Origin of the sequence: Exiguobacterium sp. s192 (assembly GCF_018618795.1) — a bacterium.
GTDB lineage: Bacteria > Bacillota > Bacilli > Exiguobacteriales > Exiguobacteriaceae > Exiguobacterium_A > Exiguobacterium_A undae.
Window position 1 is genome coordinate 107,434 of sequence record NZ_JACSMS010000004.1, and the last position, 21,843, is coordinate 129,276.

The 21,843-nt window shown below is 48.3% G+C and carries 24 protein-coding genes; 13 read left to right on the forward strand and 11 right to left on the reverse strand.

Annotated features, from left to right (window positions below; genetic code table 11):
• Positions 1–166 precede the first annotated feature (166 nt).
• The 3 genes from KNP87_RS09150 to KNP87_RS09160 all read left to right on the forward strand — a co-directional run bounded on the left by KNP87_RS09150 (position 167) and on the right by KNP87_RS09160 (position 3,461).
• Positions 167–1,579: a sucrose-specific PTS transporter subunit IIBC gene (locus KNP87_RS09150; RefSeq protein ID WP_026831709.1), complete on the forward strand. Its 1,413-nt coding sequence runs from the start codon at positions 167–169 to the stop codon at positions 1,577–1,579.
• Positions 1,580–1,687: 108 nt separating this feature from the next.
• Positions 1,688–2,539 carry a PRD domain-containing protein gene (locus tag KNP87_RS09155; RefSeq protein WP_353049365.1) on the forward strand — a complete coding sequence of 284 codons (852 nt, stop codon included), beginning with the start codon at positions 1,688–1,690 and terminating at the stop codon, positions 2,537–2,539.
• A complete protein-coding gene (locus KNP87_RS09160; RefSeq protein WP_026831707.1) occupies positions 2,526–3,461 on the forward strand; it encodes a carbohydrate kinase family protein in 936 nt (311 codons plus the stop codon). Before KNP87_RS09155 ends, KNP87_RS09160 begins: the two co-directional genes overlap by 14 nt.
• An 89-nt stretch (positions 3,462–3,550) precedes the next feature.
• On the opposite strand, the gene KNP87_RS09165 is transcribed toward KNP87_RS09160, so the two are convergent.
• Positions 3,551–4,246, reverse strand: coding sequence for an alpha/beta hydrolase (locus KNP87_RS09165; protein ID WP_214721490.1), 696 nt, complete (start codon positions 4,244–4,246; stop codon positions 3,551–3,553).
• A gap of 162 nt (positions 4,247–4,408) precedes the next feature.
• On the opposite strand from KNP87_RS09165, the gene KNP87_RS09170 reads away from it, so the two are divergent.
• On the forward strand, positions 4,409–5,680 hold the full coding sequence (locus KNP87_RS09170) for a purine/pyrimidine permease (RefSeq protein WP_214721491.1): 1,272 nt from the start codon (positions 4,409–4,411) through the stop codon (positions 5,678–5,680).
• A 53-nt stretch (positions 5,681–5,733) separates the two neighbouring features.
• Here KNP87_RS09170 and KNP87_RS09175 read toward each other — a convergent pair whose 3' ends face one another.
• The 4 genes from KNP87_RS09175 to KNP87_RS09190 all read right to left on the reverse strand — a co-directional run bounded on the left by KNP87_RS09175 (position 5,734) and on the right by KNP87_RS09190 (position 9,646).
• Positions 5,734–7,227: a peptide MFS transporter gene (locus tag KNP87_RS09175; RefSeq protein ID WP_026831704.1), complete on the reverse strand. Its 1,494-nt coding sequence runs from the start codon at positions 7,225–7,227 to the stop codon at positions 5,734–5,736.
• A 234-nt stretch (positions 7,228–7,461) separates the two neighbouring features.
• Positions 7,462–8,097, reverse strand: a complete 636-nt coding sequence (locus tag KNP87_RS09180; protein WP_035414005.1) for a Rossmann-fold NAD(P)-binding domain-containing protein — start codon at positions 8,095–8,097, stop codon at positions 7,462–7,464.
• Positions 8,097–9,320, reverse strand: coding sequence for a glutathionylspermidine synthase family protein (locus KNP87_RS09185; protein ID WP_214721492.1), 1,224 nt, complete (start codon positions 9,318–9,320; stop codon positions 8,097–8,099). Before KNP87_RS09185 ends, KNP87_RS09180 begins: the two co-directional genes overlap by 1 nt.
• A complete protein-coding gene (locus KNP87_RS09190) occupies positions 9,317–9,646 on the reverse strand; it encodes a hypothetical protein (protein WP_028105438.1) in 330 nt (109 codons plus the stop codon). The genes KNP87_RS09185 and KNP87_RS09190 overlap by 4 nt, the downstream gene beginning before the upstream one ends.
• Positions 9,647–9,788: 142 nt before the next feature.
• On the opposite strand from KNP87_RS09190, the gene KNP87_RS09195 reads away from it, so the two are divergent.
• The 6 genes from KNP87_RS09195 (at position 9,789) to KNP87_RS09220 (ending at position 14,784) form a co-directional block, all read left to right on the forward strand.
• Positions 9,789–10,235, forward strand: a complete 447-nt coding sequence (locus KNP87_RS09195) for a hypothetical protein (RefSeq protein ID WP_119923459.1) — start codon at positions 9,789–9,791, stop codon at positions 10,233–10,235.
• Positions 10,236–10,321: 86 nt separating this feature from the next.
• Positions 10,322–10,495 carry a hypothetical protein gene (locus KNP87_RS09200; RefSeq protein WP_012371785.1) on the forward strand — a complete coding sequence of 58 codons (174 nt, stop codon included), beginning with the start codon at positions 10,322–10,324 and terminating at the stop codon, positions 10,493–10,495.
• A gap of 27 nt (positions 10,496–10,522) precedes the next feature.
• Positions 10,523–12,079, forward strand: coding sequence for an ABC-F family ATP-binding cassette domain-containing protein (locus tag KNP87_RS09205; protein WP_026831699.1), 1,557 nt, complete (start codon positions 10,523–10,525; stop codon positions 12,077–12,079).
• A gap of 220 nt (positions 12,080–12,299) precedes the next feature.
• Positions 12,300–12,698 (forward strand): IS200/IS605 family transposase, encoded by a 399-nt coding sequence (tnpA, locus tag KNP87_RS09210; protein WP_012370514.1) that lies wholly within the window; start codon positions 12,300–12,302, stop codon positions 12,696–12,698.
• Positions 12,699–12,703: 5 nt separating this feature from the next.
• The gene (tnpB, locus tag KNP87_RS09215; RefSeq protein ID WP_214721493.1) at positions 12,704–13,795 is read left to right on the forward strand and encodes an IS200/IS605 family element RNA-guided endonuclease TnpB; all 1,092 of its coding nucleotides are present in this window, start codon (positions 12,704–12,706) and stop codon (positions 13,793–13,795) included.
• A gap of 203 nt (positions 13,796–13,998) precedes the next feature.
• The gene (locus KNP87_RS09220; RefSeq protein WP_214721494.1) at positions 13,999–14,784 is read left to right on the forward strand and encodes an alpha/beta hydrolase; all 786 of its coding nucleotides are present in this window, start codon (positions 13,999–14,001) and stop codon (positions 14,782–14,784) included.
• Between the two features lie 15 nt (positions 14,785–14,799).
• On the opposite strand, the gene KNP87_RS09225 is transcribed toward KNP87_RS09220, so the two are convergent.
• Genes KNP87_RS09225 through KNP87_RS09235 form a run of 3 tightly spaced genes read right to left on the reverse strand, consistent with a single transcriptional unit; the run spans position 14,800 to position 16,575 of the window.
• Positions 14,800–15,375 carry a ferric reductase-like transmembrane domain-containing protein gene (locus tag KNP87_RS09225; protein ID WP_119923457.1) on the reverse strand — a complete coding sequence of 192 codons (576 nt, stop codon included), beginning with the start codon at positions 15,373–15,375 and terminating at the stop codon, positions 14,800–14,802.
• Complete coding sequence (locus tag KNP87_RS09230; protein ID WP_214721495.1) at positions 15,363–16,256, reverse strand: FAD:protein FMN transferase; 894 nt, start codon at positions 16,254–16,256, stop codon at positions 15,363–15,365. The genes KNP87_RS09225 and KNP87_RS09230 overlap by 13 nt, the downstream gene beginning before the upstream one ends.
• A gap of 13 nt (positions 16,257–16,269) precedes the next feature.
• A complete protein-coding gene (locus tag KNP87_RS09235) occupies positions 16,270–16,575 on the reverse strand; it encodes a hypothetical protein (protein ID WP_026831696.1) in 306 nt (101 codons plus the stop codon).
• Between the two features lie 111 nt (positions 16,576–16,686).
• On the opposite strand from KNP87_RS09235, the gene KNP87_RS09240 reads away from it, so the two are divergent.
• From KNP87_RS09240 to KNP87_RS09250, 3 genes are all read left to right on the forward strand, one after another.
• The gene (locus KNP87_RS09240; RefSeq protein WP_214721496.1) at positions 16,687–17,364 is read left to right on the forward strand and encodes a response regulator transcription factor; all 678 of its coding nucleotides are present in this window, start codon (positions 16,687–16,689) and stop codon (positions 17,362–17,364) included.
• A complete protein-coding gene (locus KNP87_RS09245; RefSeq protein WP_214721497.1) occupies positions 17,357–18,526 on the forward strand; it encodes a sensor histidine kinase in 1,170 nt (389 codons plus the stop codon). The genes KNP87_RS09240 and KNP87_RS09245 overlap by 8 nt, the downstream gene beginning before the upstream one ends.
• Before the next feature lie 76 nt (positions 18,527–18,602).
• A complete protein-coding gene (locus KNP87_RS09250) occupies positions 18,603–19,016 on the forward strand; it encodes a DUF2231 domain-containing protein (protein WP_026831693.1) in 414 nt (137 codons plus the stop codon).
• 57 nt (positions 19,017–19,073) lie between these two features.
• Here KNP87_RS09250 and KNP87_RS09255 read toward each other — a convergent pair whose 3' ends face one another.
• The 3 genes from KNP87_RS09255 to KNP87_RS09265 all read right to left on the reverse strand — a co-directional run bounded on the left by KNP87_RS09255 (position 19,074) and on the right by KNP87_RS09265 (position 21,751).
• Positions 19,074–20,306 carry a DEAD/DEAH box helicase gene (locus tag KNP87_RS09255; RefSeq protein ID WP_026831692.1) on the reverse strand — a complete coding sequence of 411 codons (1,233 nt, stop codon included), beginning with the start codon at positions 20,304–20,306 and terminating at the stop codon, positions 19,074–19,076.
• A 102-nt stretch (positions 20,307–20,408) separates the two neighbouring features.
• Entirely contained in the window at positions 20,409–20,708 is a 300-nt protein-coding gene (locus tag KNP87_RS09260) for a DUF3817 domain-containing protein (protein WP_026831691.1), read from the reverse strand.
• Positions 20,709–20,785: 77 nt separating this feature from the next.
• Complete coding sequence (locus tag KNP87_RS09265) at positions 20,786–21,751, reverse strand: ring-cleaving dioxygenase (protein ID WP_214721498.1); 966 nt, start codon at positions 21,749–21,751, stop codon at positions 20,786–20,788.
• Positions 21,752–21,843 lie beyond the last annotated feature (92 nt).

Sequence of the window (21,843 nt, forward strand, 5' to 3'; positions counted from 1 at the left end):
ACGCTTTCTTTTCTCATTATGATGAGGGCAACAAGTAAATAGTGCGGATTGTGACAGTACGGCTGGCAAGACCGATTCAACACCTCGTTCGTGAAGGTGTTGTTCGGTCTTGCCTTTTTTTGTGGCCTGTTGCCATCGCACGCCTTTCCTAAAGGAGGAAATCAACATGGATTACAAGCAAACTGCAGCACGTGTCCTTGAACTGGTTGGTGGTCGAGAAAACATCATCACAGCCGCCCATTGTGCGACGCGCCTGCGTCTCGTTTTACACGATGAATCCAAAGTCGATCAAGCGGCACTCGAAGATTTGGATGGTGTCAGCGGGGCATTCTCCAGTTCTGGTCAGTACCAAATTATCTTCGGAACGGGAACGGTTAATAAAGTTTTTGCTGAATTCGCACCACTCGCTGGTGTGAAGCTCGATGGAGAAGAACCGCTCGATGTAAAAAAAGCAGCTTCTCAAAAACTGAATCCCTTTGCCCGTCTCGCACGTTCCCTGTCCAACGTGTTCGTTCCGCTGATTCCGGCAATCGTTGCAGCCGGTTTGTTGATGGGACTGCTTGGTATGATCAAAGCGTTCGGTTGGGTCAGCGGTGACTCGGCAATCGTTCAATTGTTGGATATGTTCTCGTCTTCTGCCTTCATCATCTTACCGATCTTGATCGGTTTCTCAGCAGCACGCGAGTTCGGCGCCAATCCGTACCTCGGTGCCGTCATCGGTGGAATCATGACGCACCCGTCGTTGCTGAACCCGTGGACACTCGGAAACAGTGAACCGGAAGTGATGAACTTCCTTGGGATGAACATTGAATTGATTGGATATCAAGGAACGGTTTTCCCTGTTCTCCTGACAGTTTGGGTCATGGCCAAAATTGAACAACAAGTGCGCAAACGGACACCGGAAACACTGGATCTGCTCGTCACACCATTCGTCACGATTCTTGTGACAGGTTTTCTTGCCCTCATCGTCATCGGTCCAATCGGAACGTTGCTCGGAAAAGGGATTTCATTTATTCTTGTCTTCTTCTACGAACAGTTCTCCGTCGTTGCCGGACTGTTGTTTGGTGGTCTGTACTCAACGATCGTCATTACGGGGATGCACCACAGTTTCCATGCGATTGAAGCCGGCTTGCTGGCAGATAAGAGCATCGGTAAAAACTTCCTCCTCCCGATCTGGTCGATGGCCAACGTCGCGCAAGGTGGAGCCGGACTTGCCGTTTACTTCATGACGAAAAACGTCAAACTGAAAGCACTGGCGCTCCCTTCTGCGTTTTCTGCTTTCCTCGGTATCACAGAACCCGTCATCTACGGTGTAAATCTGCGACTCGGTAAACCATTTATCGGCGGCGCCATCGGTGGTGCCATTGGCGGTGGTTACGTCGTCTTGACACAAGTCGCGGCAAACGCCTATGGATTGACCGGCATTCCGATGATCGCAATCGTCGCTCCACTCGGTGCCTCGAACTTGATCAACTATCTGGTTGGTTTTGCGATTGCCGTAGCGACTGCTTTCGTCGCCACTGTCATCCTGATGCGTCTTGACGCACGGAAACAAAAACAGACAGATTTGGCTGCTTAACTAAACGATGCGACCCCTTGAGAATCCTCTTCGGGTCGCATTTGTCAGTTTTCTTAGTTGAAGGATTAGCCGTATAATATAAATAGAAAGGAGGTAGTCAGACTGATCATCTATAAGGTACTCAACAACAATGCGATTGTTACAAAAGAAAACGGTCAAGAACGAATCATCATGGGACCAGGCATTGCTTTCGGTAAAAAAAAGAAGGATCCCGTCGATCCGTCCAAAATCGAAAAAATGTTTATTCCGTCTTTTGAAAATGCAGAACAGTTCAAGGAAATCTTAACGACGACACCACTTGATATCATCGATTTGTCGGAGCAGATCATTTCCTACGCAGAGGGAGAACTGAAAACACCTTTTCATGACTACATTCACGTCAGTCTGACTGATCACCTCGCCCACGCCGTCCGGCTCGCCCGGGAAGAATTAGTCGTTCACAATCGATTGGCGGAAGAAATCCGATTGCTCTATACCGCAGAGTATCAGATCGGAGAATGGTCCGTAGCCCACATCGAAAAGAAATTGGCTGTTTCTTTACCGAAAGAAGAGGCTGCGAACATTGCACTCCACTTGTACAATGCCCGTCAGCAGCATCCGAATATGGCCACAGCCCTGCAAACGGCTACTTTATTAAATGAATTACGTGAACAAATTGAAGCCTTTTTTGGGCAGACGATTGAAACAACATCGATGACCTATTATCGATTCTTCACTCATATGAAACTGGTTTTGGCCCGGATTGAACAGGGGCAAACGTTACACGATATGGACGATGTGATCTTGTCTGCCGTCCAAACGCGTTATACCGACGCCTTCCGTTGTGCCGAAAACATGGCGGCTTGGCTCGAACAGGAATTACAGACGACGGTCCCGATTTCGGAAGTCGGCTATATGGCCCTTCACGTTGAACGGATTCGTCCTGATTTTGAAAGGAGCAAATCGTATGAGAATTTATAGTCTTGGAGAAGCATTAATTGATTTGATTCCACTGGATACAGACAACCTGACCTTTCAAAAAAATCCGGGTGGTGCCCCGGCAAACGTTGCGGTCGGTTTAGCACGACTCGGTGCAGACAGTTACTTTTTAGGTTCTGTCGGTGACGATTCGATGGGCCATTTCCTCAAAGATACGCTGCATCATTACGGTGTCAAAACGGACCATCTTGTCTTTGATCCGGAGCATAAAACAGGTCTTGTTCTCGTCACGAACTCGGCCGATGGTGAACGCTCATTTGAATTCATCAACAGTTACCGCGCCGATATGAGTTTTCATGAAAAAGACATTCCCACCTCACTCGCAGATGCCGATCTTTTGCATATCGGATCGATTTCATTGATTTCCGGGGACTCGGTCGAGGCGACACGTCGCGCCATCGAGATTGCGAAAGAACATGCTGTACCGATTTCCTACGATCCGAACTTACGCGAATCTTTGTGGTCTGATTTAGAGGCGGCCCGTTCAACGATTCGTTCCGTTTTACCGGATGCGCAGATCGTTAAGCTGGCCGAAGAAGAGCTGACCTTTTTGACGGGACAGACGAATCTCGACGAAGGCGCGGCCGAACTGTTGGCCGAATATCCGATTCGCTTACTCGCTGTGACACGCGGGGCTGAAGGTTCTCTTCTTTACTCGGACCGCTCCATGGCAGAAATCAAGGCGATTTCCGTCGATGCCGTCGATACGACAGGAGCCGGAGACGCATTCATGTCAGGACTTCTGCATCAGTGTGCCATCCGCTCGTTTTCGTTTGACTGGGGTGAAGAGGAATTACGGGACATCGGTCGGTTCGCCGCGATTTCCGGAGGATTGGCGGCATCCGTCAAAGGCGCCATGGCTGCCTTGCCGACGCTTGACGAAGTGTCACGACGATTAAATTAACCCTGCCGTGAGACAGGCAACTTTCCCGCATCACACAACAAGGGTGGCAGAATTATAATCTGCCACCCTTGTTTGTATTGCTTCACTTTTTACTGACCCTTCAGAAACGCCTCGATGACCGTCAACGTTTCATCCTGTTGTTCTTTTGCGCTCAACGGACTTGAATTGTCGCCCTTCTGTTTTCCGTACATCCCGAAGTTAGCATGATTTCCGTCCTTAATCAGATGGAATGTCGCATCAGACCGAACGTCCGCTTTACTTGCTTCAATATCCTTTACGGGCAGGACGCCGTCACGACCACCGTACACCGTCAATGAAGGTGTATCAATGGCGTCGATCGGATAGGAGGCGAGGAAAATGATGCCTTTGATTTTTGGACTCTCGTCTAAAATCGTCGATGCTGCGCTCCCTCCCAGTGAGTGACCGATCAGGTACCACCGTTTGACATCCGGATGATCATCTATGATTGATAATCCTTCATTGGCGTTGAGTAAAGCGATGTTAAACGGCAATTTCGGAATCATGACGAAATGTTCCTTCTCCGCGAGTTGTTGCCCGATATAACTGTACGCCGCAGGGTCTACTTTGGCACCTTGATAAAAAATAAAGCCGGTTTCGCTCTTCGGATCCCCAAACTGATACCCTTGTCCGACTTTTTCTCCGAGATACGTTTTAGCTTCCGCGGTCGGTCCATAATCGAACTGTGACCACACCATAAACACGACGATGATGATGGCTAGAAGACTTGCAAAACCGATTCCGATTCGTTTGATCCATTTCTTCATCTTCATCTCTCCCCTCTCTTTCTTCTACCCCTTACAATGTGATACATCACATATGAAAATTAAGTTTTGAATTTTCAGTTAATGTAAGCGTATCTATCTCTTTTTCAATATTTGGTTTAAGATAAAAAAAGTATCGGTTATTCGAAAGGGGAATCATTTGTTTTGCCACGTACTGTTGTATCTACGATTCAGTGGTTTTTATTTATCATTTGTACGAACATTGCCCCGCCACTCGCGATTGCTGCCTCATTTGAATTATCAAGTGCGGATACCCTCGCTTTCCTCTCACGTTGTTTATTCGTTTTTGCGATTTTAAGTCTGATTCAAGTTTTATTTGGTCACCGTCTGCCGATCATGGAAGGTCCTGCCGGAATCTGGTGGGGTGTATTCGCCCTCTACTCGTCGATCGGCATCACATTATACGGCAGTTATTCCACGACACTGCAGTCACTTGGGTTCCTGCTGATCCTCAGCGGCATCATCTGTATCATTCTTACCCTGACCGGTGTCCTGCGTCGACTCGTTCCGCTGTTCACACCACAGGTCATCGGTGTGTACATGCTACTGTTGTCTGCTCAATTATCAGGGTCTGTCATGAAAGGGTTGCTCAACATCGAAGACGGCAAGATTCAAGTCCTCCCTGCCATCATCTCCATCTTGACCGTCATCGTCTCGCTTTACCTCGAACGCAGTGACCGATTGCGGCAATATGCGTTATTGATTACCTTACTCGTCGGCTGGAGTATGTTTGCCTTAATCGGACGCGCCGAAATGCCGACGTTTGATGGTCCATTCTTTACCTTCCCTGATTTGATGCCGTTTGGCGGCATTCATCTCGACTGGAGCCTGCTTCCGACCGCATTGATCATCTCGTTGTTACTGATGACAAACGTTTTGGCGAACATCAAAGTCATTGAACGCATCATCAGTGCGAAACGCGGAGAGAAGGTCAAAGGACAAGTCGCGACTGCCGGCGTTACGGCCGGAATCGGGCAAATTTTTGCCGGAATGTTCGGAACGGTCGGTCCGGTCGCGATTTCCGGAACAGCCGGTTTTATCGCTTCAACGGATAATACGGACCGTCGAGCCTTTGCGGTCGCTAATATCATTTGTTTATTCCTCAGTGTCGTCACGCCGTTCGTCGGACTGATTGCAAAAATTCCCGTTGCTGTCGGGTATGCGATGGTCGCCCCGATCGTTGCCGGTATGGCAATCATCGGTGTCACTGAAGCGTCTAGGGAACTGAATCGACAGACGGCGATGATTACGGTCGGACTTCCGTTACTCGTCGGGATCGGCTCGTTGCTCTTGCCGAAAGGTGCGACGGCTGACTTGCCGCCCCTCGTCACGACGCTGATCTCAAACGGTCTTGTACTCGGAACACTTGTTGCACTACTCGCTGAATCGCTGCGTCATATTCGGACAAATGATTAAAACAAACGCCCTGAGGAAAATTTCCTCAGGGCGTTTGTTATGCGCTCCGGTACTTAGCGGACACCGCGCATGTATTTTTGAAGTCGTGGTGCAAAGATGAATAAAATGACACCAAAGACGATGGCGACGAATCCTGTGATTCCGAAGTACAAAATCTCAGTATCGGCTGTATAGTATTTAACGATTTGTGCGTTGACTGCTTGACCTGTCGCATTCGTCAAGAACCATAAACTCATCGTCTGTGCCGAGAAGGCAGCAGGCGCCAGTTTAGTTGTTGCCGATAATCCGACCGGTGACAAGAACAGCTCCCCGATCACGACGAGGAAGAAACTCAAGGCGAGCCAAAGCGGACTTACCGTCGTCTCTGTTCCGAACAAGAGGCCCGGTAACGTCATGACGATAAACGATAATCCGGCAAATGTCAGACCAAACGAGAACTTTTGCATCGTTGTCGGTTGACGATCACCAAGCTTCACCCAGAAGCTGGCAAAGACAGGTGCCAACACGATGATGAAGAGTGGATTCAGTGATTGGAAAAAGGCTGGTTCCAGTTTAAATCCAAGGAATGACAGGTTCGTCCGTTCGTCTGCAAAAATCGAAAGTACGTATGAACCTTGTTCCTGAATGGCCCAAAAGATCGCCGCTGCGATGAACAACGGGATGTACGCGATCAAACGTGAACGTTCATCCCCCGTGATTTTCGGACTCCGTAACATGACGGTGAAGTAAGCGATTGGGATCAAAATCCCTAAAATCGTAACCATCAATGTAAATCGACTGATTGTCAGCAGACCGGTTGTTGCTGCAATCGTTCCTAAAATCGCAATCAAGACGACGACGACGGTCGCAATTGTGAAGAAACGTTTCCGTTCACTTCCGACCAGTGGATTCAAGACGTACGTTCCCGCTTGTCCCAGATTCTTTTTCTTCGTCAAGACGAAGACGACAAGACCCACGAACATACCGATTGCCGCCAGTGCAAAACCAGCATGGTAGCCGGAAGTATCCGATACTTTACCAACGACGAGCGGTGCAAGGAACGCTCCGGCGTTGATTCCCATATAAAAGATACTGAAACCCGCATCACGGCGGTTATCAGTCTTACTGTACAGGTCACCGACGATGTTCGAAACGTTTGGTTTCAAGAACCCTGTTCCGATGACGATGAGTCCCATCGAGATGAACAACGCTGTAATCCCTGCCGGCAATGCCAACACGATATGCCCCAGCATGATGAGAATCCCACCATAAAAGACGGTTCGTGAGGTGCCTAACAGACGGTCAGCGACCCATCCTCCGATGATCCCTGACATATAAACAAGTGATCCGTAAACTGCCATGATGGACGCTGCCGTCGTTTTATCGATGCCAAGACCACCATTTGCGACTGAATCGTACATATAGAAGATGAGGATGGCACGCATTCCATAGTAGGAAAAACGTTCCCAAAACTCGGTGAAGAACAGGGTGAACAACCCTTTCGGATTCCCGAAGAATCCTTTTTGCGGAACAGTCTTATAGACCTGATCGCGATCAAACTCTGCCATATGATCGGCTCCTTTCGTCTACCTTCAATATGTGCACATTGTTCAATCTTTTTCCCGCTTTCCCCAAACGATAAGCGTGAACCAACCGATTGAACGTAAATACACTGTTTTGCCTGAATTGTCTCACTTCTTTTTTTGTTTATGAGACAGCACTATATCATTCAACCGTAAATCATTTGATGAGTCAAATATTAATTTTGTTACAAAAAAAGAGCGATACGAAAAGTCGCTCGCTCAAGTCTGCATTTCTTTTGATTCGATTACCGTCACCCCAGGTGGTGCGTGTAATGTATGATGGATCATCGCCTGGGCGACCTTCTCCGCTTCAATCGGAGCAAACGTACTGCGTTTTAGTAACGGACGGAGTACAGTCGAGACACGCGCCGCTGCCTGTTCTCCGAACCGGAACTCATCCCGTTCCCCGAGCAACAGTGATGGTCGGAAAATAAGTAAGGCATCGTAACCGAGTACACGCAAACCGTTTTCCGTATCGCCTTTGACACGGTTGTAAAACGTCTTGGCATTCGGATGGGCACCGAGGGCAGAAATCAAGGCAAATCGCGTCGCTCCTAAATCCATGAGTTCACGACCAACTTCGATCGGATACGTATAGTCCACCTGCCGGAAAGCTTCTTGTGATCCGGCTTGTTTAATCGTCGTTCCGAGTGCACAGTAGACATGATCCACTTCCGGCAGTTCAATTTCCGTCACCCGGTCAAAATCAATCACCCATTCTTCCAGTTTCGGATGAAACCGGTTCATCGGACGACGGACAAGCACGTGTACTTCCTGATAGTCTTCATGCGCCAGTAGTTGATCGACGAGCTCTTGACCTACTAATCCGCTCGCCCCTAAAATAGCTGCTTTCATCATCCATCCTCCTCTTGATTTTTGTGTTGCCCGATTGGTAAAAAGTAAGACCGATTGCCGGTAATTCGTTCACCTGCCCGGACACCGACGGCACTTGGGCGTCCACCCAGCACAAACACGCCAAACATGTAAGCGACTTCCGCTCCGTCTTGCAACTGCCAAGTCGGCAACGGTTGGTATTGTTGGTAAACAGCCGATTGATCGGCAAAGGACCGTTGTTCATTGCTGTACATGACTGCTCCATTCCCTTGATGGATCGTCACCGTGTCCCCTTCTCGCCCAAAAATCGGTTTTTCAACGAACGCTTGATGTCGTTCTAAAAAGGCGGTCGGTTCTAAATAGGTCGGCAAAAAATACCGCTCAATGATGTCATGTTCCGCTGTTGTCAGATACTCGTGGCTCGTTTCATGTAACAGCCAAATCAAGGCCAAGACCGACTTTGCCTGCATCAGGAAAGCGGACGGCGGATTAATGATTTCGAGTAATCCCATCTCGACGAGTTGAAGCAACAAAACCCCCAGTTCTCTTCCGTTTTCATCACGGTCGAGCAACGCCATTTCGATCGGAAACGTTTGGCGGTACAGAATATCGATGCGTCGTCCCTGTTGGTCATACAAGCCATCTTCTGCCCGTATTTCCAGTTCATTGAGCGGACAGTATGTAGCACCGGCTACAAATCGTTGTAAATACTCAGTCGTCCACCGGTCCTCGATGTTGTCGCCGTGCGATGTGAAAACGACATGCGGTACCTGATTCATCCGGTGTTCTGCCGCCTCGACGGCGCGACGTACACTCTCGGCCAACTGTTCTGACTGTCCGTCGTTGATTGAATTCAATCCCACTTTTTCGGCAATTCGATCGTTGACTTCAAACGACTCTTTGATGAACGTCGGTGTATCCGCATTCCATTCCATCACAGAAATTTTTTCCCCGCTGACGATGAAATCAAACCGGCTGATGATCGACAGGGGGCGCATCGTCTGTAGGCGGAGAAAGGGCAATGCGACTTTCGGAAACCCCAGTTCAATCAATCCTTCATCATCCATCGTCCAAAGGATCGGGATGACCTTCTCAAAAATCGAGTAGGCATCCCGTGCCGCCGTCCGCAGATTTTCAATCGTTTCCTTCGGGACAGGCATCGCTTCAGTCAACGCATAGACCTCTCCGTCAAGTACATCCCAAAACGATTCCATGTCCCCATACAGTTTCTGACGCTCGTTCATCCGCCGAAGAAACCGGACGAAGATCCCGTTCCGAACCCTTTCGTCTTGGCGTTATAACTTTTAACTTCTTTCGATTTCGGCGTATAGCCTTTCGTTCGCATGGCACTATGCATCAGGGCACGTGAGGCAAAATAACTTCCTCCCCAATAAAAGAAACCGGAATGGGTCGAGCTTGCATCATCGCAATACCAGACGCCTTCATCATTGTCATATTCATAGTCGTCACAATCCGGATCATCCGGACGCTCCGCCCTCGCATCATCCGCTCCGCACCCACTGAGTGTCGTCCCGATCAATAACGTGGCTGCAAGTGTCGCTTGTTTCATCCAACTCACATCTCATACCCCTTTCATGACCATTTGTTATTCTAAGTATACGCTTTTTCCAGCAAAAAAGTTTCTCTGTCGCACCGGAACTTTTTTTGTTCCACGCAGTAGAACAACTAAGAAGATTCGAGGAGGAAATCAAATGTCACTTGCCTATTATGTCGAAGATCAAAATGAATTCAAATCGATTTATCAATACAGCCGGTTTGCCATCGAGCCGGATGAGATCATCGCCCATCAATTGTGTGAATTCCATATCATCGAAGGTCACTTGTACGAATTACGGTCCAATGAAATGGACGGCGAATACGATCAGTTGATCGTTGATCATGTCGAAGCTTCGCCCCGCGATCCGAGCGACCGTGTCTATCCTCCGCACCAGATTCACTTGGAGTTCAGACGGTTCCAAGATCACGGTCCCCATCCGGTTCTCAAGACGGTGACCGTCCCGAATCATATTCAAGCGATGCGCTTTTTAATCAAGGACAAACTGAGCGTTCCCGATCACGGGGTATTCGAACGAGACAGCTGTGAGGTTGATCTCGACCGGAATTGTTATGTCATTTATCTTGGTGAAGAAATCATTTAATGAAAGAAATAAGCATAGTTCGTTTTCAAGAGACGTTTTTTTTGGCATACTAGATGATAAGAACGAATTAATCGAGGTGAACACACATGAGCGAACAACCAAAAAAATTATCGCTTCAAGAAGCAATGATCGAGCAGTTAAAAGCAAAAAAACAATCACAAACAAAACGTCCGACCGGTTTGCGCGGAACAGAAACAAAACAAATGACAAGCCAAAAAACGAAAAAAACGAACAACCAGAAAAAACGGACAGGCGTCTAATTGAATTCGTGAAATAAGGGAGTAGTTATGAGTATTTTAACGGTATCAAACTTAAGCCACGGTTTTGGCGATCGTGCGATTTTCGAAGATGTCTCGTTCCGCTTGTTAAAAGGGGAACACATCGGTCTCGTTGGAGCCAACGGCGAGGGAAAATCGACGTTCATGAATATCATCACTTCACAGCTTGAACCGGATGAAGGAAAAGTCGAATGGGCAAAACATGTCCGCGTCGGCTACCTGGATCAGCACGCCGTTCTTTCGAAAGGCCTCACGATCCGTGATGCCTTAAAAGGGGCATTCCAATACTTGTTCGACATCGAGCAGGAAATCAATGATCTCTATACGAAAATGGGCGAAGTCGAACCAGACGAACTCGAAAAAATGTTAGAAGAAGTAGGTGTCTTACAAGACATCTTAACGAACAATGACTTTTATACGATTGATGCGAAAGTCGAAGAAATCGCGCGTGGGTTAGGTCTCGATGAAATTGGACTCGATCGTGACGTGCAAGAGCTCAGTGGCGGACAACGGACAAAGATCCTGCTCGCAAAACTGTTGCTTGAAAAACCAGATATCCTGTTGCTGGATGAGCCGACCAACTACCTTGATGTCCAGCACATCGAGTGGTTGAAACGATACCTCAATGACTACGAGAATGCTTTCATTCTGATTTCACACGACATTCCATTCTTAAATAGTGTCATCAACTTGATTTACCATATGGAGAATCAAGGGCTCAACCGTTATGTCGGCGATTACGACAACTTCTTGACGGTCCATGAGGCAAAGAAAAAGCAACATGAGTCGGCATTCAAACGCCAACAGCAGGAAATCTCTGAGCTCAAGGACTTCGTTGCCCGGAACAAAGCACGTGTCTCGACACGAAACATGGCGATGTCACGTCAGAAAAAACTCGATAAGATGGATGTCATCGAACTCGCGCAAGAACGTCCGAAACCAGAGTTTCATTTCCAGACGGCTCGGACCCCAAGTAAGTTGATGTTTGAGGCGAAGGGACTTGTCATCGGATATGATGAACCCCTCTCGCGCCCGCTTGATTTGATGATTGAACGTGGTCAAAAAATTGCCTTACACGGAGCAAACGGAATCGGGAAGTCCACTCTTTTGAAGAGTTTGCTTGGTGAGATTCCATCCGTTTCCGGTACGGTCGAACGCGGCGAAAATCTCCATATCGGCTATTTCGAACAGGAGATCAAGGAAAAGAATTCGAATACGTGTATCGAGGAAATTTGGGGCACATTCCCGTCCTTGACGCAGCAACAGGTCCGGGCAATGCTCGCGAAATGTGGACTGATGACAAAACACATCGAATCGAAAATCGAAGTCCTCAGTGGTGGCGAAAAAGCGAAGGTCCGCCTTTGTAAATTGATGAATACGGAATCGAACATTCTGGTTCTCGATGAGCCGACAAACCACTTGGATGTCGAAGCAAAAGAAGAATTAAAACGTGCGTTGCAAGCATATAAAGGAACGGTTCTGTTGATTTCACACGAACCGGAATTTTATGAAGCCGTCGCGACGGACTTATGGAATTGTGAATCGTGGACGACGAAGGTCTTCTAAGTTTCGCAGGAAACATACGACGGGGTTTGATTTCGGTGTCTCATCGAATCAGACGACCGTCGTTTTTCGATTCTTTTTTAACTAAATTTAGCGAGAATTCTCCCACCTCTATGCATCTTGGCGCGAAGCCAAGCGTAGGTGGGAGATGAATCGCCCGTCTTGGTAAGAATGCAATTATTTGATACAATCAGTCTGACTAACCAAAAGGACTGATATATCAATGAAAATGGATACAAATAAACATTCAGTCTTTCTTCTGAATTATCATCTTGTCCTCGTCGTGAAATACAGGCGAAAAGTGATCGATGACGCCATCTCGGAGTTCGCGAGACAGACCTTCGAACGAATCGGCGCGTCGTATCATATCACGCTGAATGAATGGAATCATGACGGCGATCATATCCATGTGCTGTTCAAAGCACACCCGAACACGGAGATGTCAAAGTTTCTGAACGCTTACAAGAGCGCAAGCAGCCGACTGATCAAACGAGACTTTCCGCATGTCAAGAAACAACTATGGAAAGAAATGTTTTGGTCTCGAAGTTATTGTCTAGTGACGACCGGAGGTGCGACAAGCGACGTCATCAGACACTATATCGAAAAACAAGGGAAGGAGTGATTGCTTTGCTGAAGGCGTATAAGTTTCGACTCTATCCGACGAAACCCCAACAAGAATATTTCATGAAGACGTTCGGTTGTGTCCGTTTCGTCTACAATAAGATGCTCGAAGAGCGGATTCGACTGTATGAAGACTCGAAACTGAACCCTGGCGTAAAGCAAAAGCTCCCAACCCCAGCGAAGTACAAGCCTGAATTCCCTTTCCTCAAAGAAGTCGACAGTCTTTCCCTTGCGAACGCTCAGATGGACTTAAACAGGGCGTACCAAAACTTTTTTCGGGATCAGTCTGTCGGATTTCCGAAATTCAAATCAAAGCATAACGACCGAGCCTCTTACACGACCAACAATCTGAAGGGAAGCATCCGCATTCAAGATCGTAAGGTGAAACTGCCTAAAATCGGTTTTGTGAAGTTGAAACAACATCGTCCGTTCGTTGGTGTCATCAAGTCCGCGACGGTCTCGATGACGAAGACAAGGAAATTCTTCATCTCCATCCTTGTCGATCAATCCGAAGAGCAATGGGTTCCCGCCAAGAATAAAGTAGGAATCGACCTTGGTCTGGAGCACTTCGCCATCATGACAAATGATGAGCGTGTTTCTGAGAAAGTTAATAATCCTCGTTTTCTTCGAAAGTCCGAAGAGAAGATCAAGAAGGCGCAACGCGCCTTGTCCCGCAAGAAAATCGGGAGTAAGAACCGAGACAAGGCGAGGATCATCCTCGCCAAGAAGCATGAAAAGATTACAAATCAACGTCAAGATTTTCTTCATAAGCTGTCGAAACGGATCGTTGACGATAACCAAGTCATCGTCGTCGAGACGCTTAAATCGAAGAACATGATGAAGAACCATAAGATTGCCAAATCGATTGGAGATGTCAGTTGGTATGCGTTCGTCCGACAGCTGGAATACAAATGCAAATTCTATGGGCGAATACTTATCAAAGCGGATCAATGGTACGCCTCTACTCAAATCTGTTCTTCTTGTGGAGTAAAAGGCGAGAAGAAAACGATCGATGTACGCGAATGGACGTGTACTTGCGGCGCCCATCATGACAGAGATATTAATGCGAGTATCAACTTATTGCTGTTAGCAGACTGAGAACCCTTCAGGGTGGGAACCACCCGATGAGCTTGGTCAATAACCGTAGCTAGTAAAAGTACGGTCTTCCCAAGAAGCTCCCACTTCAATTTACGAAGCAAATAAGTGGTGAGTAGTTCACTTCATAGACTTAACGATTGCCTTGTTCGTAGATTTGTATCACACTAAATGACAGAAGAAACTTTTTAGAAGGAGTGGATGTCATGGAAACCATCACCAAGAAAGCGAGTTTATCACTGATTGAACTTCAAAGCGGCGGAGACGAATCCTTGTTTTGTCGTCTGTATTCCCCAGCCTTAACACGTCCCGCTCCTTTGATTGTCTTATTTCACGGATTCCCCGGGAAACAATTGAACATGGACTGGGCCGTTCGACTGCAGGAACTTGGTTTTCATGTCCTCGTCACTTCGTATCGCGGCACGATCGGCAGCCCTGGTGCCTTCCGTTTTCGTCATACGCTCGAAGATGCAACGGCCATCATGAAACACGTTGCTTCTCCTACCTTTACAGAACAACACGATGTTGCAGCCGATCAGATTACAATCGTCGGTCACAGCATGGGTGGTTTTGCCGGACTTCATGCCTTTGCAAATGTCCCGACCATTGCTCATTACATCGGCATCTCGCCCTTTAATTTTGGTTTGATCGGACAGCTGGTACTCGAGTATCCGGAACATGAGGAAGCCTTACGCGGTGTTCTCAGCCGTGGCGCAACCTTCCTGTCGCATACCGACGGGGACACGTTGCTGAAAGAGTTGACCGAGCACCATGCCGAGTGGAATCTACTGGCGCTAAAAGAGCAACTGCGCACCCGGTCCGCGCTGCTTGTCACATCCGAGCGCGACGAGACATCCATTAAATCCCTGCACCATGATCTCTTACAGGATGCCAGTACGTTTGAAGAAATCATCGTCGACAGCGATCACAACTACATCGACAACCGGGAAGAAGCCTTTCAGTCTTGGACAACGTGGTTGCAACAACGCTAAAAAAAACAGGAATCCTCACCCTGATACGGAGGATTCCTGTTTTGTCTGTGTTTTGACGTTTGGTCGTAACTGCATCCGGTACAACACGAGCGTGAATAAGGTCAGTGTCGAGCAGGCATACCAGATCGTCGTAAAAAGTGTTCCCGTATCGGTTCCGATGAAGATGCCGTGAAGGGTCATCAGGAGCCATGCCGGTAAGACGAGCCAGTGGGTCAATTTCCATAATGTTTTCCCGAGCGTTTCCTTCAGGAAGTCGGATGTGACCAACACGAAACCAAACAGGTAGAGACTGATTGTCCCGAAGGCGTTCCAAAGAGGTTCATACGAAGCATTTCCCGGGATGATGATTTCAAGAATCGTTAACGGCGCATACGTATCGACGACAATCAATGTCGCGTGCAGGATAATCGCAAGCAATCCCGCCCACCCGCTGTACAGATGAATGTTGTGCAAACGGGCTTTTTGTTTTTTCAAGGCTGGGAAAGATCCGAGTAATCCCGCCAAAACAGACAGTGTCAAAAAGAAGTGACCCGTCAGTCCGCTTAAACGAATCATCGTCCATGTCGAAAACAACCATTTCACCCAGTCCATATCGATTGTCCCCCTTTCTCTTCCGCCACCATTTTTCCCGACTCATCCATCAATAAAAGTCGTCCCTTCGGAAACCATTTAAACAGTTTGTCCTGTCGCTCCGCCTCCGTCATCTGAAACGCCAGCTTCGTCATCACTTCGGCTTCATACAGTTGTGGCGCCGAAGCCGTGACTTGAACAACGTCCGTTTCAATCGGCCGACCTGTTTTGCCGCTCAACAAATGATGGTTCGTGCGTTGTCCGACCTTCCATGAACGGTATACCCGATTCGATGTCGCAATCGCCCCTTGGCGTAACTGAACTTCGGCAATCGCCTGTTCCGTCTGCGGATCGGTGATCGCAACCTTCCACGGCTGTGTATCCGACCAGACGATGACATCGCCTCCCGCCTCAATCAAACCACGCGGTTGTTTTTTCCGTAACCGTTGTGCCGCGAGCATCGCCGCAGCTCCCTTTCCGATGCCGCCTAAATCAATCGCGCCGTGACTCACTCGTGTCACGTCGCATCCTTCTACTATAAACGGGCTGCTCTCGGGTGGGGATTCGAACCTGAATGATTCAATGGCACGTTGGAATGGAAACGAGCGGTCGTATCCATTTGCCTGTTGCTGTTCCAGTAAAAAGGGCGAAAAATACTGCTCAGTCTGTTCAAAGTAACGAATCGCACGTTGCAATAAGCGTGCAAGCGGTAACGAGACACTGAGCGATTCTCCGACCATCAGGCCATTTAGTCGGCTGACCTCACTCGCAGGATCAAATCGTGACCATTGCCGGTCGACATATTGAAAAAATTGTTCGATGGTTTGCCATTCGTCCTCTGTGATCGGTTGATCGGTGACGAACCGAATGGTGTTATGCATCGCATACAACTGACGATTCATTCCGATTCACCTCCTATTTCGAATGACTGGACTGTCCGTCACTTCCACCGCTCGGCTGTTCAAAGCCGGATGTTTCGTTGCTCTGCCACCCTTCATCATCGTCGTCCTCATAACTGTCCTCATCTGACTCACCCCACTCATCGTCATCACCTTGCGACGGCTGACTTGGAATCGTCGTTTCATCGGAATAGGAATCGCCTGTATTAACGGGGTTCGTCGGCTGATCATTCGAAGCGACACTCAATTGACCGATTGCAAGACCTAAAAAGACACTGCTGCTCAGACCAACAATCCACTTTGCAAATGGTTTTGGTTTCATTGTCCCTGCTCCTCTCGTTTCCTGTTATCTTTACTGTATCGATAAAAACTGACAACTAGCTGATGACAACTGTGGGATAATAAGAAAAACGACGGGACAGGGGGAATGAGGATGCGGGTCTTGATTGCAGAAGATGATGAACGTCTGGCTAAAATGTTACGCCTTCATCTTGAACGCGCCGGTTACCAGGTGGATGTCGCACATGACGGGGTAACGGCCATCGAACAGTGTCAGACGTTTCGTTATGATTTGCTTGTCCTCGATTGGATGATGCCGCATAAAAGTGGCATTGAAGTTGCAACCGAGTTGCGGGGGGAACGCTTCGAGGGCGGTATCCTGATGTTGACCGCACGCGATACGGAAATTGATTTGGTCCATGGACTCGACAGCGGGGCCGACGATTATCTCGTCAAACCGTTTCAGGCAAACGAGCTGTTAGCCAGACTCCGTGCCCTGAGCCGCCGTCAGAAAAAAGCATTCATCTCGATCGTTTCTTATCAGGAACTGGAACTCGATATTACGACGCAGACGATTTCCTATGCCCACCACCCCCTTGATTTGACGCGCCGTGAGTTCGAGTTTTTATCGTTGTTACTGCGTCGTCCGGAACAGGTGATGGGGCGGGAATTGATCATTGAAGTCGTCTGGGGCATCGGGGCCGATATTACCGACAATGCGCTCGATGCACTTGTTCGGCTTGTCCGCAAAAAACTGGATGCAGCAGGTGCACCTTCCCTGATCAAAACCGTCCGTGGTTTCGGCTACCGGCTCGGTGATCCACATGCTTGAGACGATCCGGAAACGCTTGACGTTATTGTTTAGCGGCACGTTTTTATTATTGTTGATTTTGATTTTAATCGGGGTCTATTTCACGACCGCCCGGTTGCTGGATCAAACGGAGTTGAACCAATTGAAGTCGGTTTCGAATCGTGATCTGTTCGAACGCATCGAACACGGGGAAGATCGTGTGATCCGGGATCCGATTTATTTTCAGCTCTTTAATCCGGATGGGACGGAACGCTATACACGACTGCCCGACGATCTGCCAAAAGAACATGTCCGAAAATTCCTGAATTCAAACAAAATGACCGAAAAGATTTTTTCCGACGGTCAGCATTTTTTGCTTTATCAACGGACCAGTCCGGAAGGATCCACCCTTCTTTTAAAGGACATCTCGGCGACAGAAGATACGTTGGAACGGTTGATCGCGATGTTGGCGGGAATCACCGTTCTTTCCACACTCGTCTTAATGGGTGTCAGCTATGTCTTGGCCGGTCGATCCGTCTTACCGGTCCAACAAGCCTTTGATCGGCAACGGCGTTTTACGTCTGATGCGTCCCATGAACTGCGTACTCCTTTAACGATTTTATACAGTGGCATTGAACTATTGGAGACCGAACCGCTCAGCGCGGAAGGAAAAACGATTTTACATGATTTGAAGTCAGAGACCGCCTCGATGCAATACCTGGTCTCCGATTTACTGTTACTCGCCCGGGAAGGTCATCCCGGTCCGATGTCGTTGCTCGACATGAGTACACTCGTCACGCAAACCGCCGACCGCTTCCGCCACACTTTAGCCGGTCGTACACTTCATCTTGACGTGGCTGCTGACCTTTCCATCAAAGGCGACCGGAATCAGTTGATTCGACTGGTGACGATTTTTTTAGAAAATGCCGCTGCTTACAGCGATGCGGACATCGAAGTCCGGTTGCAACACACTTCCTCTGATATCCGGTTGAGCATCACCGATCACGGCATCGGGATTCCGAAAGAAAATCAGGAAAAAGTGTTTGAACGCTTTTTCCGGGGCGATCATGCGCGGCACGGGACCGGGACCGGGCTTGGCCTGGCAATTGCCCGGTCCATTGCGGATGCACATGAAGCCGTCATCTTACTGGATTCGACACCAGATGAAGGAACACGCTTCACGATTGTTTTTCCAATTCCTTGATGGACCGTCAGCTAACTGTCAGATAACCTCGTTACAGTAAGAGTATGTTCTCATTACTATCAAGGAGGGTTTTCATATGTTAGCTGGTGTACCGCTCCATCCCTTACTCGTCCACGCTCCAATCGCACTGTTACTGTTTGCGACCGTTCTGTTGGTATTCAGTTTGAAATGGGTCCAGTTAAAATTATTTGTCTTGATCACCTTATTCGCAGGTCTCTTGACCGGGGCAGCCGCTTATTTGTCCGGTGACGGTGCAGAAGAATATGCAGAAGCCAATCTCAGCAGTGTAACGCATGCTGCTGTCGAGAATCATGAACACTTTGCGTTATTCAGTCTTGTCGCTTTTGGGATCGCGTTTGTCTTCTTGCTGCTGGGCTACCGGTCAAGCAAAAAAACGATGCTGATGTTGAGTTTACTGGTTGCCGTCGTCGGCAGTGGTCTGCTTGCGTATACCGGTCATCTCGGCGGACAGATGGTGTATGCCAAATAATCAGATATGACAAAAAAAGCCCTCCTATCCGTGGATAAGAGGGCTTTTTAAATTCACTTATTTACGGTGCGCACGTCCTGGACGGCGGTTGCTCGAGCGGCGTGTATTGCCACGGCCTTCTGCTGGAGCCTTTGTTCCTTTGCTTTGGTCATGTTGCGCACGAATCATCTCGTCCGATAATTCGACGACGATTGGTGTGACTTCGACCCCAAGCTCGCGTTCCATGTCGCGGAAACTCCGACCGTCTCTTGGTGTGACGATTGAAATCGCCACGCCGTCGTTTCCGGCACGTCCCGTCCGACCAATCCGGTGGACGTAGCTTTCGGCATCATCCGGTAAATCATAGTTGAAGACGTGTGTGACACCCGTGACATCAAGACCACGTGACGCGACATCCGTCGCGATCAAAAACGGTGTTTTGCCTTGGTAGAACTTCGCCATTGCCTTTTCACGTTTTCCTTGTGTCAAACCACCGTGCAATTCATCCGTCGGATATCCTTGCATCTGTAATTCTTCGTTCAGCTTGCTGACACGGCGTTGTGTCCGGCAGAAGATGATGGCGGCATAGGGACGCATCTCATCAAGCATCGTCCGAAGTGTTGCCTGTTTACGACGGTCTGTCGTCTCGACGACAAACTGTTCAATCGCATCGACCGTTACTTTTTCAGCTTCGACTTGGACTTCGATTGGATCGCGAAGATACGTTTTCGCGAGTTGCTCGACTTTCGGCGGCATCGTCGCGGATAACATGACGAATTGACGATCGACAGGTGCTGCCGCGATGATATCTTCGATTTCCGGTAAAAATCCGATTTGCAGCATTTGATCGGCTTCATCCAAGACCAGCGTCTTGAGTTCACTCAAATCAAGTGTTCCCCGTCCGACGTGATCTAAAATCCGACCTGGTGTCCCGATGATGATTTGCGGCATCCGGCCGAGACGTTGGATTTGTTTGAACACATCTTGTCCACCGTACACAGCAAGTGCACGGATGTCTTCCATGTTCCGGATCAACTTGTGTGTTTCGTCCGCAATCTGACGCGCAAGTTCTCGTGTCGGTGCGACGATTAACGCTTGGACGGTTTTGCTCTCTAAATCGATTTGTTCAAGGATCGGCAATAAGAACGCAAGCGTCTTCCCTGTCCCGGTTTGTGCTTTTCCTATTAAGTCACGACCCGCCAGTAAGTGCGGAATCGCCTGTTCCTGAATCGGTGTCGGTTGTTTAATGCCTTGTTTTTGTAATTTTTTCACCCATTGTTCTTGAATGTGTAATGCTTCAAATGTTGACATAGTATCCTCCTAAAAATTATCCACAGAAAAAAGCTGTGGATAACCTGCTTCGAATCGACAAAAACAGTTATCCACAGCCGTGCTTTTACTAGTATACACAATTTACGCGTTCATTGCTTCCTGTTTTAACTTTCGATCAAGTACAAATGTACCAAATGGAATAAACGAAGCGATAAAGGCGATCCCTGCTTTTACAAACGACCAACGGTATTTAAATTTAACGACGGCTAACCATAGTGCATACATGACGAACAAGACACCGTGCAGGGCACCGACGACTGAAACGGCTTCCGGTATGCCCGCCATATATTTTAACGGCATCGCAATCAACAACAAGACCAAAAATGAAATCCCCTCTAACACGGCAATCAATCGAAATTGACCTAACGTAGTTCCTAACATCCCGTCACTCCTTTTTCCTGTTTACTTCTTTTAGTATACGGGACGTCAGCCGGTCTGTGACCTGTGTCACAGGATTGTCAGATTTCGAGCGGACGGAGTCGTGCTTCAATCTCTTGGCGCATTGGCTCGAGGAACGGTGGAAGTGCCAATGTCTCGCCAAGCGTTTCGACCGATTCATCTGTCGCAAATCCAGGTGTATCCGTGGATAACTCAAATAAGATGTGGTTCGGTTCCCGGAAATACAGTGCTTGGAAATAGTGGCGGTCGACCTTCCCCGAATTCGGCAGACGATACTGGTTGAGCCGTTCCACCCATAAATCATACTCTGCACTGTTCGGAACACGGAAGGCGACATGATGGACACCACCACGACCCAAGCGTTCCCGGTCGAGATCCGGACGGGCTTCGAGATGTACCTCAGCGCCGATTCCGCCTTGTCCTGTCGAGTAGACTTCAATCTCTGCAAAATCACCGGCAAGCGACGGATAACTTCCGACTTTTTTAAAGCCCATCACTTCTGTCAAGACGAGTGCTGTTGGTGCCGGATCATTGACGGTCAATGTTACGGCACCTAATCCGACGATGGCATGCTCCGCCGGAATCTCCTCGTGTTTCCAAGGTACACCACCTGCGACACCTTGTTCCCCATCTTCTGCAACGAGAATCAACCGAGTGCCTTCTTGATCACGAAAAGCAAGCGTTTGCCGCCCTGCCCGTTCCACGATGGCATCATGATCGATTCCTTGTGCTGTAAAACGCTCTGTCCAAAACTTGAGTGATTCCGTCGTTTTGACACGGAGTGATGTCGAAGAAATACTCGAAGCACCCGGTACACCCGTCCCGAGATGCGGGATATCAAAAAACGTCAGATCCGTCCCCGGATTGCCTTCAGCATCTCCGTAAAAAAGGTGATACGATGTCGTGTCGTCCTGATTGACGGTTTTTTTGATGAGACGCATCCCAAGAATTTGTGTATAAAACTGATAATTCCGCTCTGCCATTCCGGTTAAGATTGACACATGATGAATACCGAGTAACTCCATGTTTGTCACGTCCTTTTGGTTGTTTTTAATTCGTACCGTCAGTATATCGCACATTTATCTTGAATTCAAGATATTAACTCATTAAAAAAATC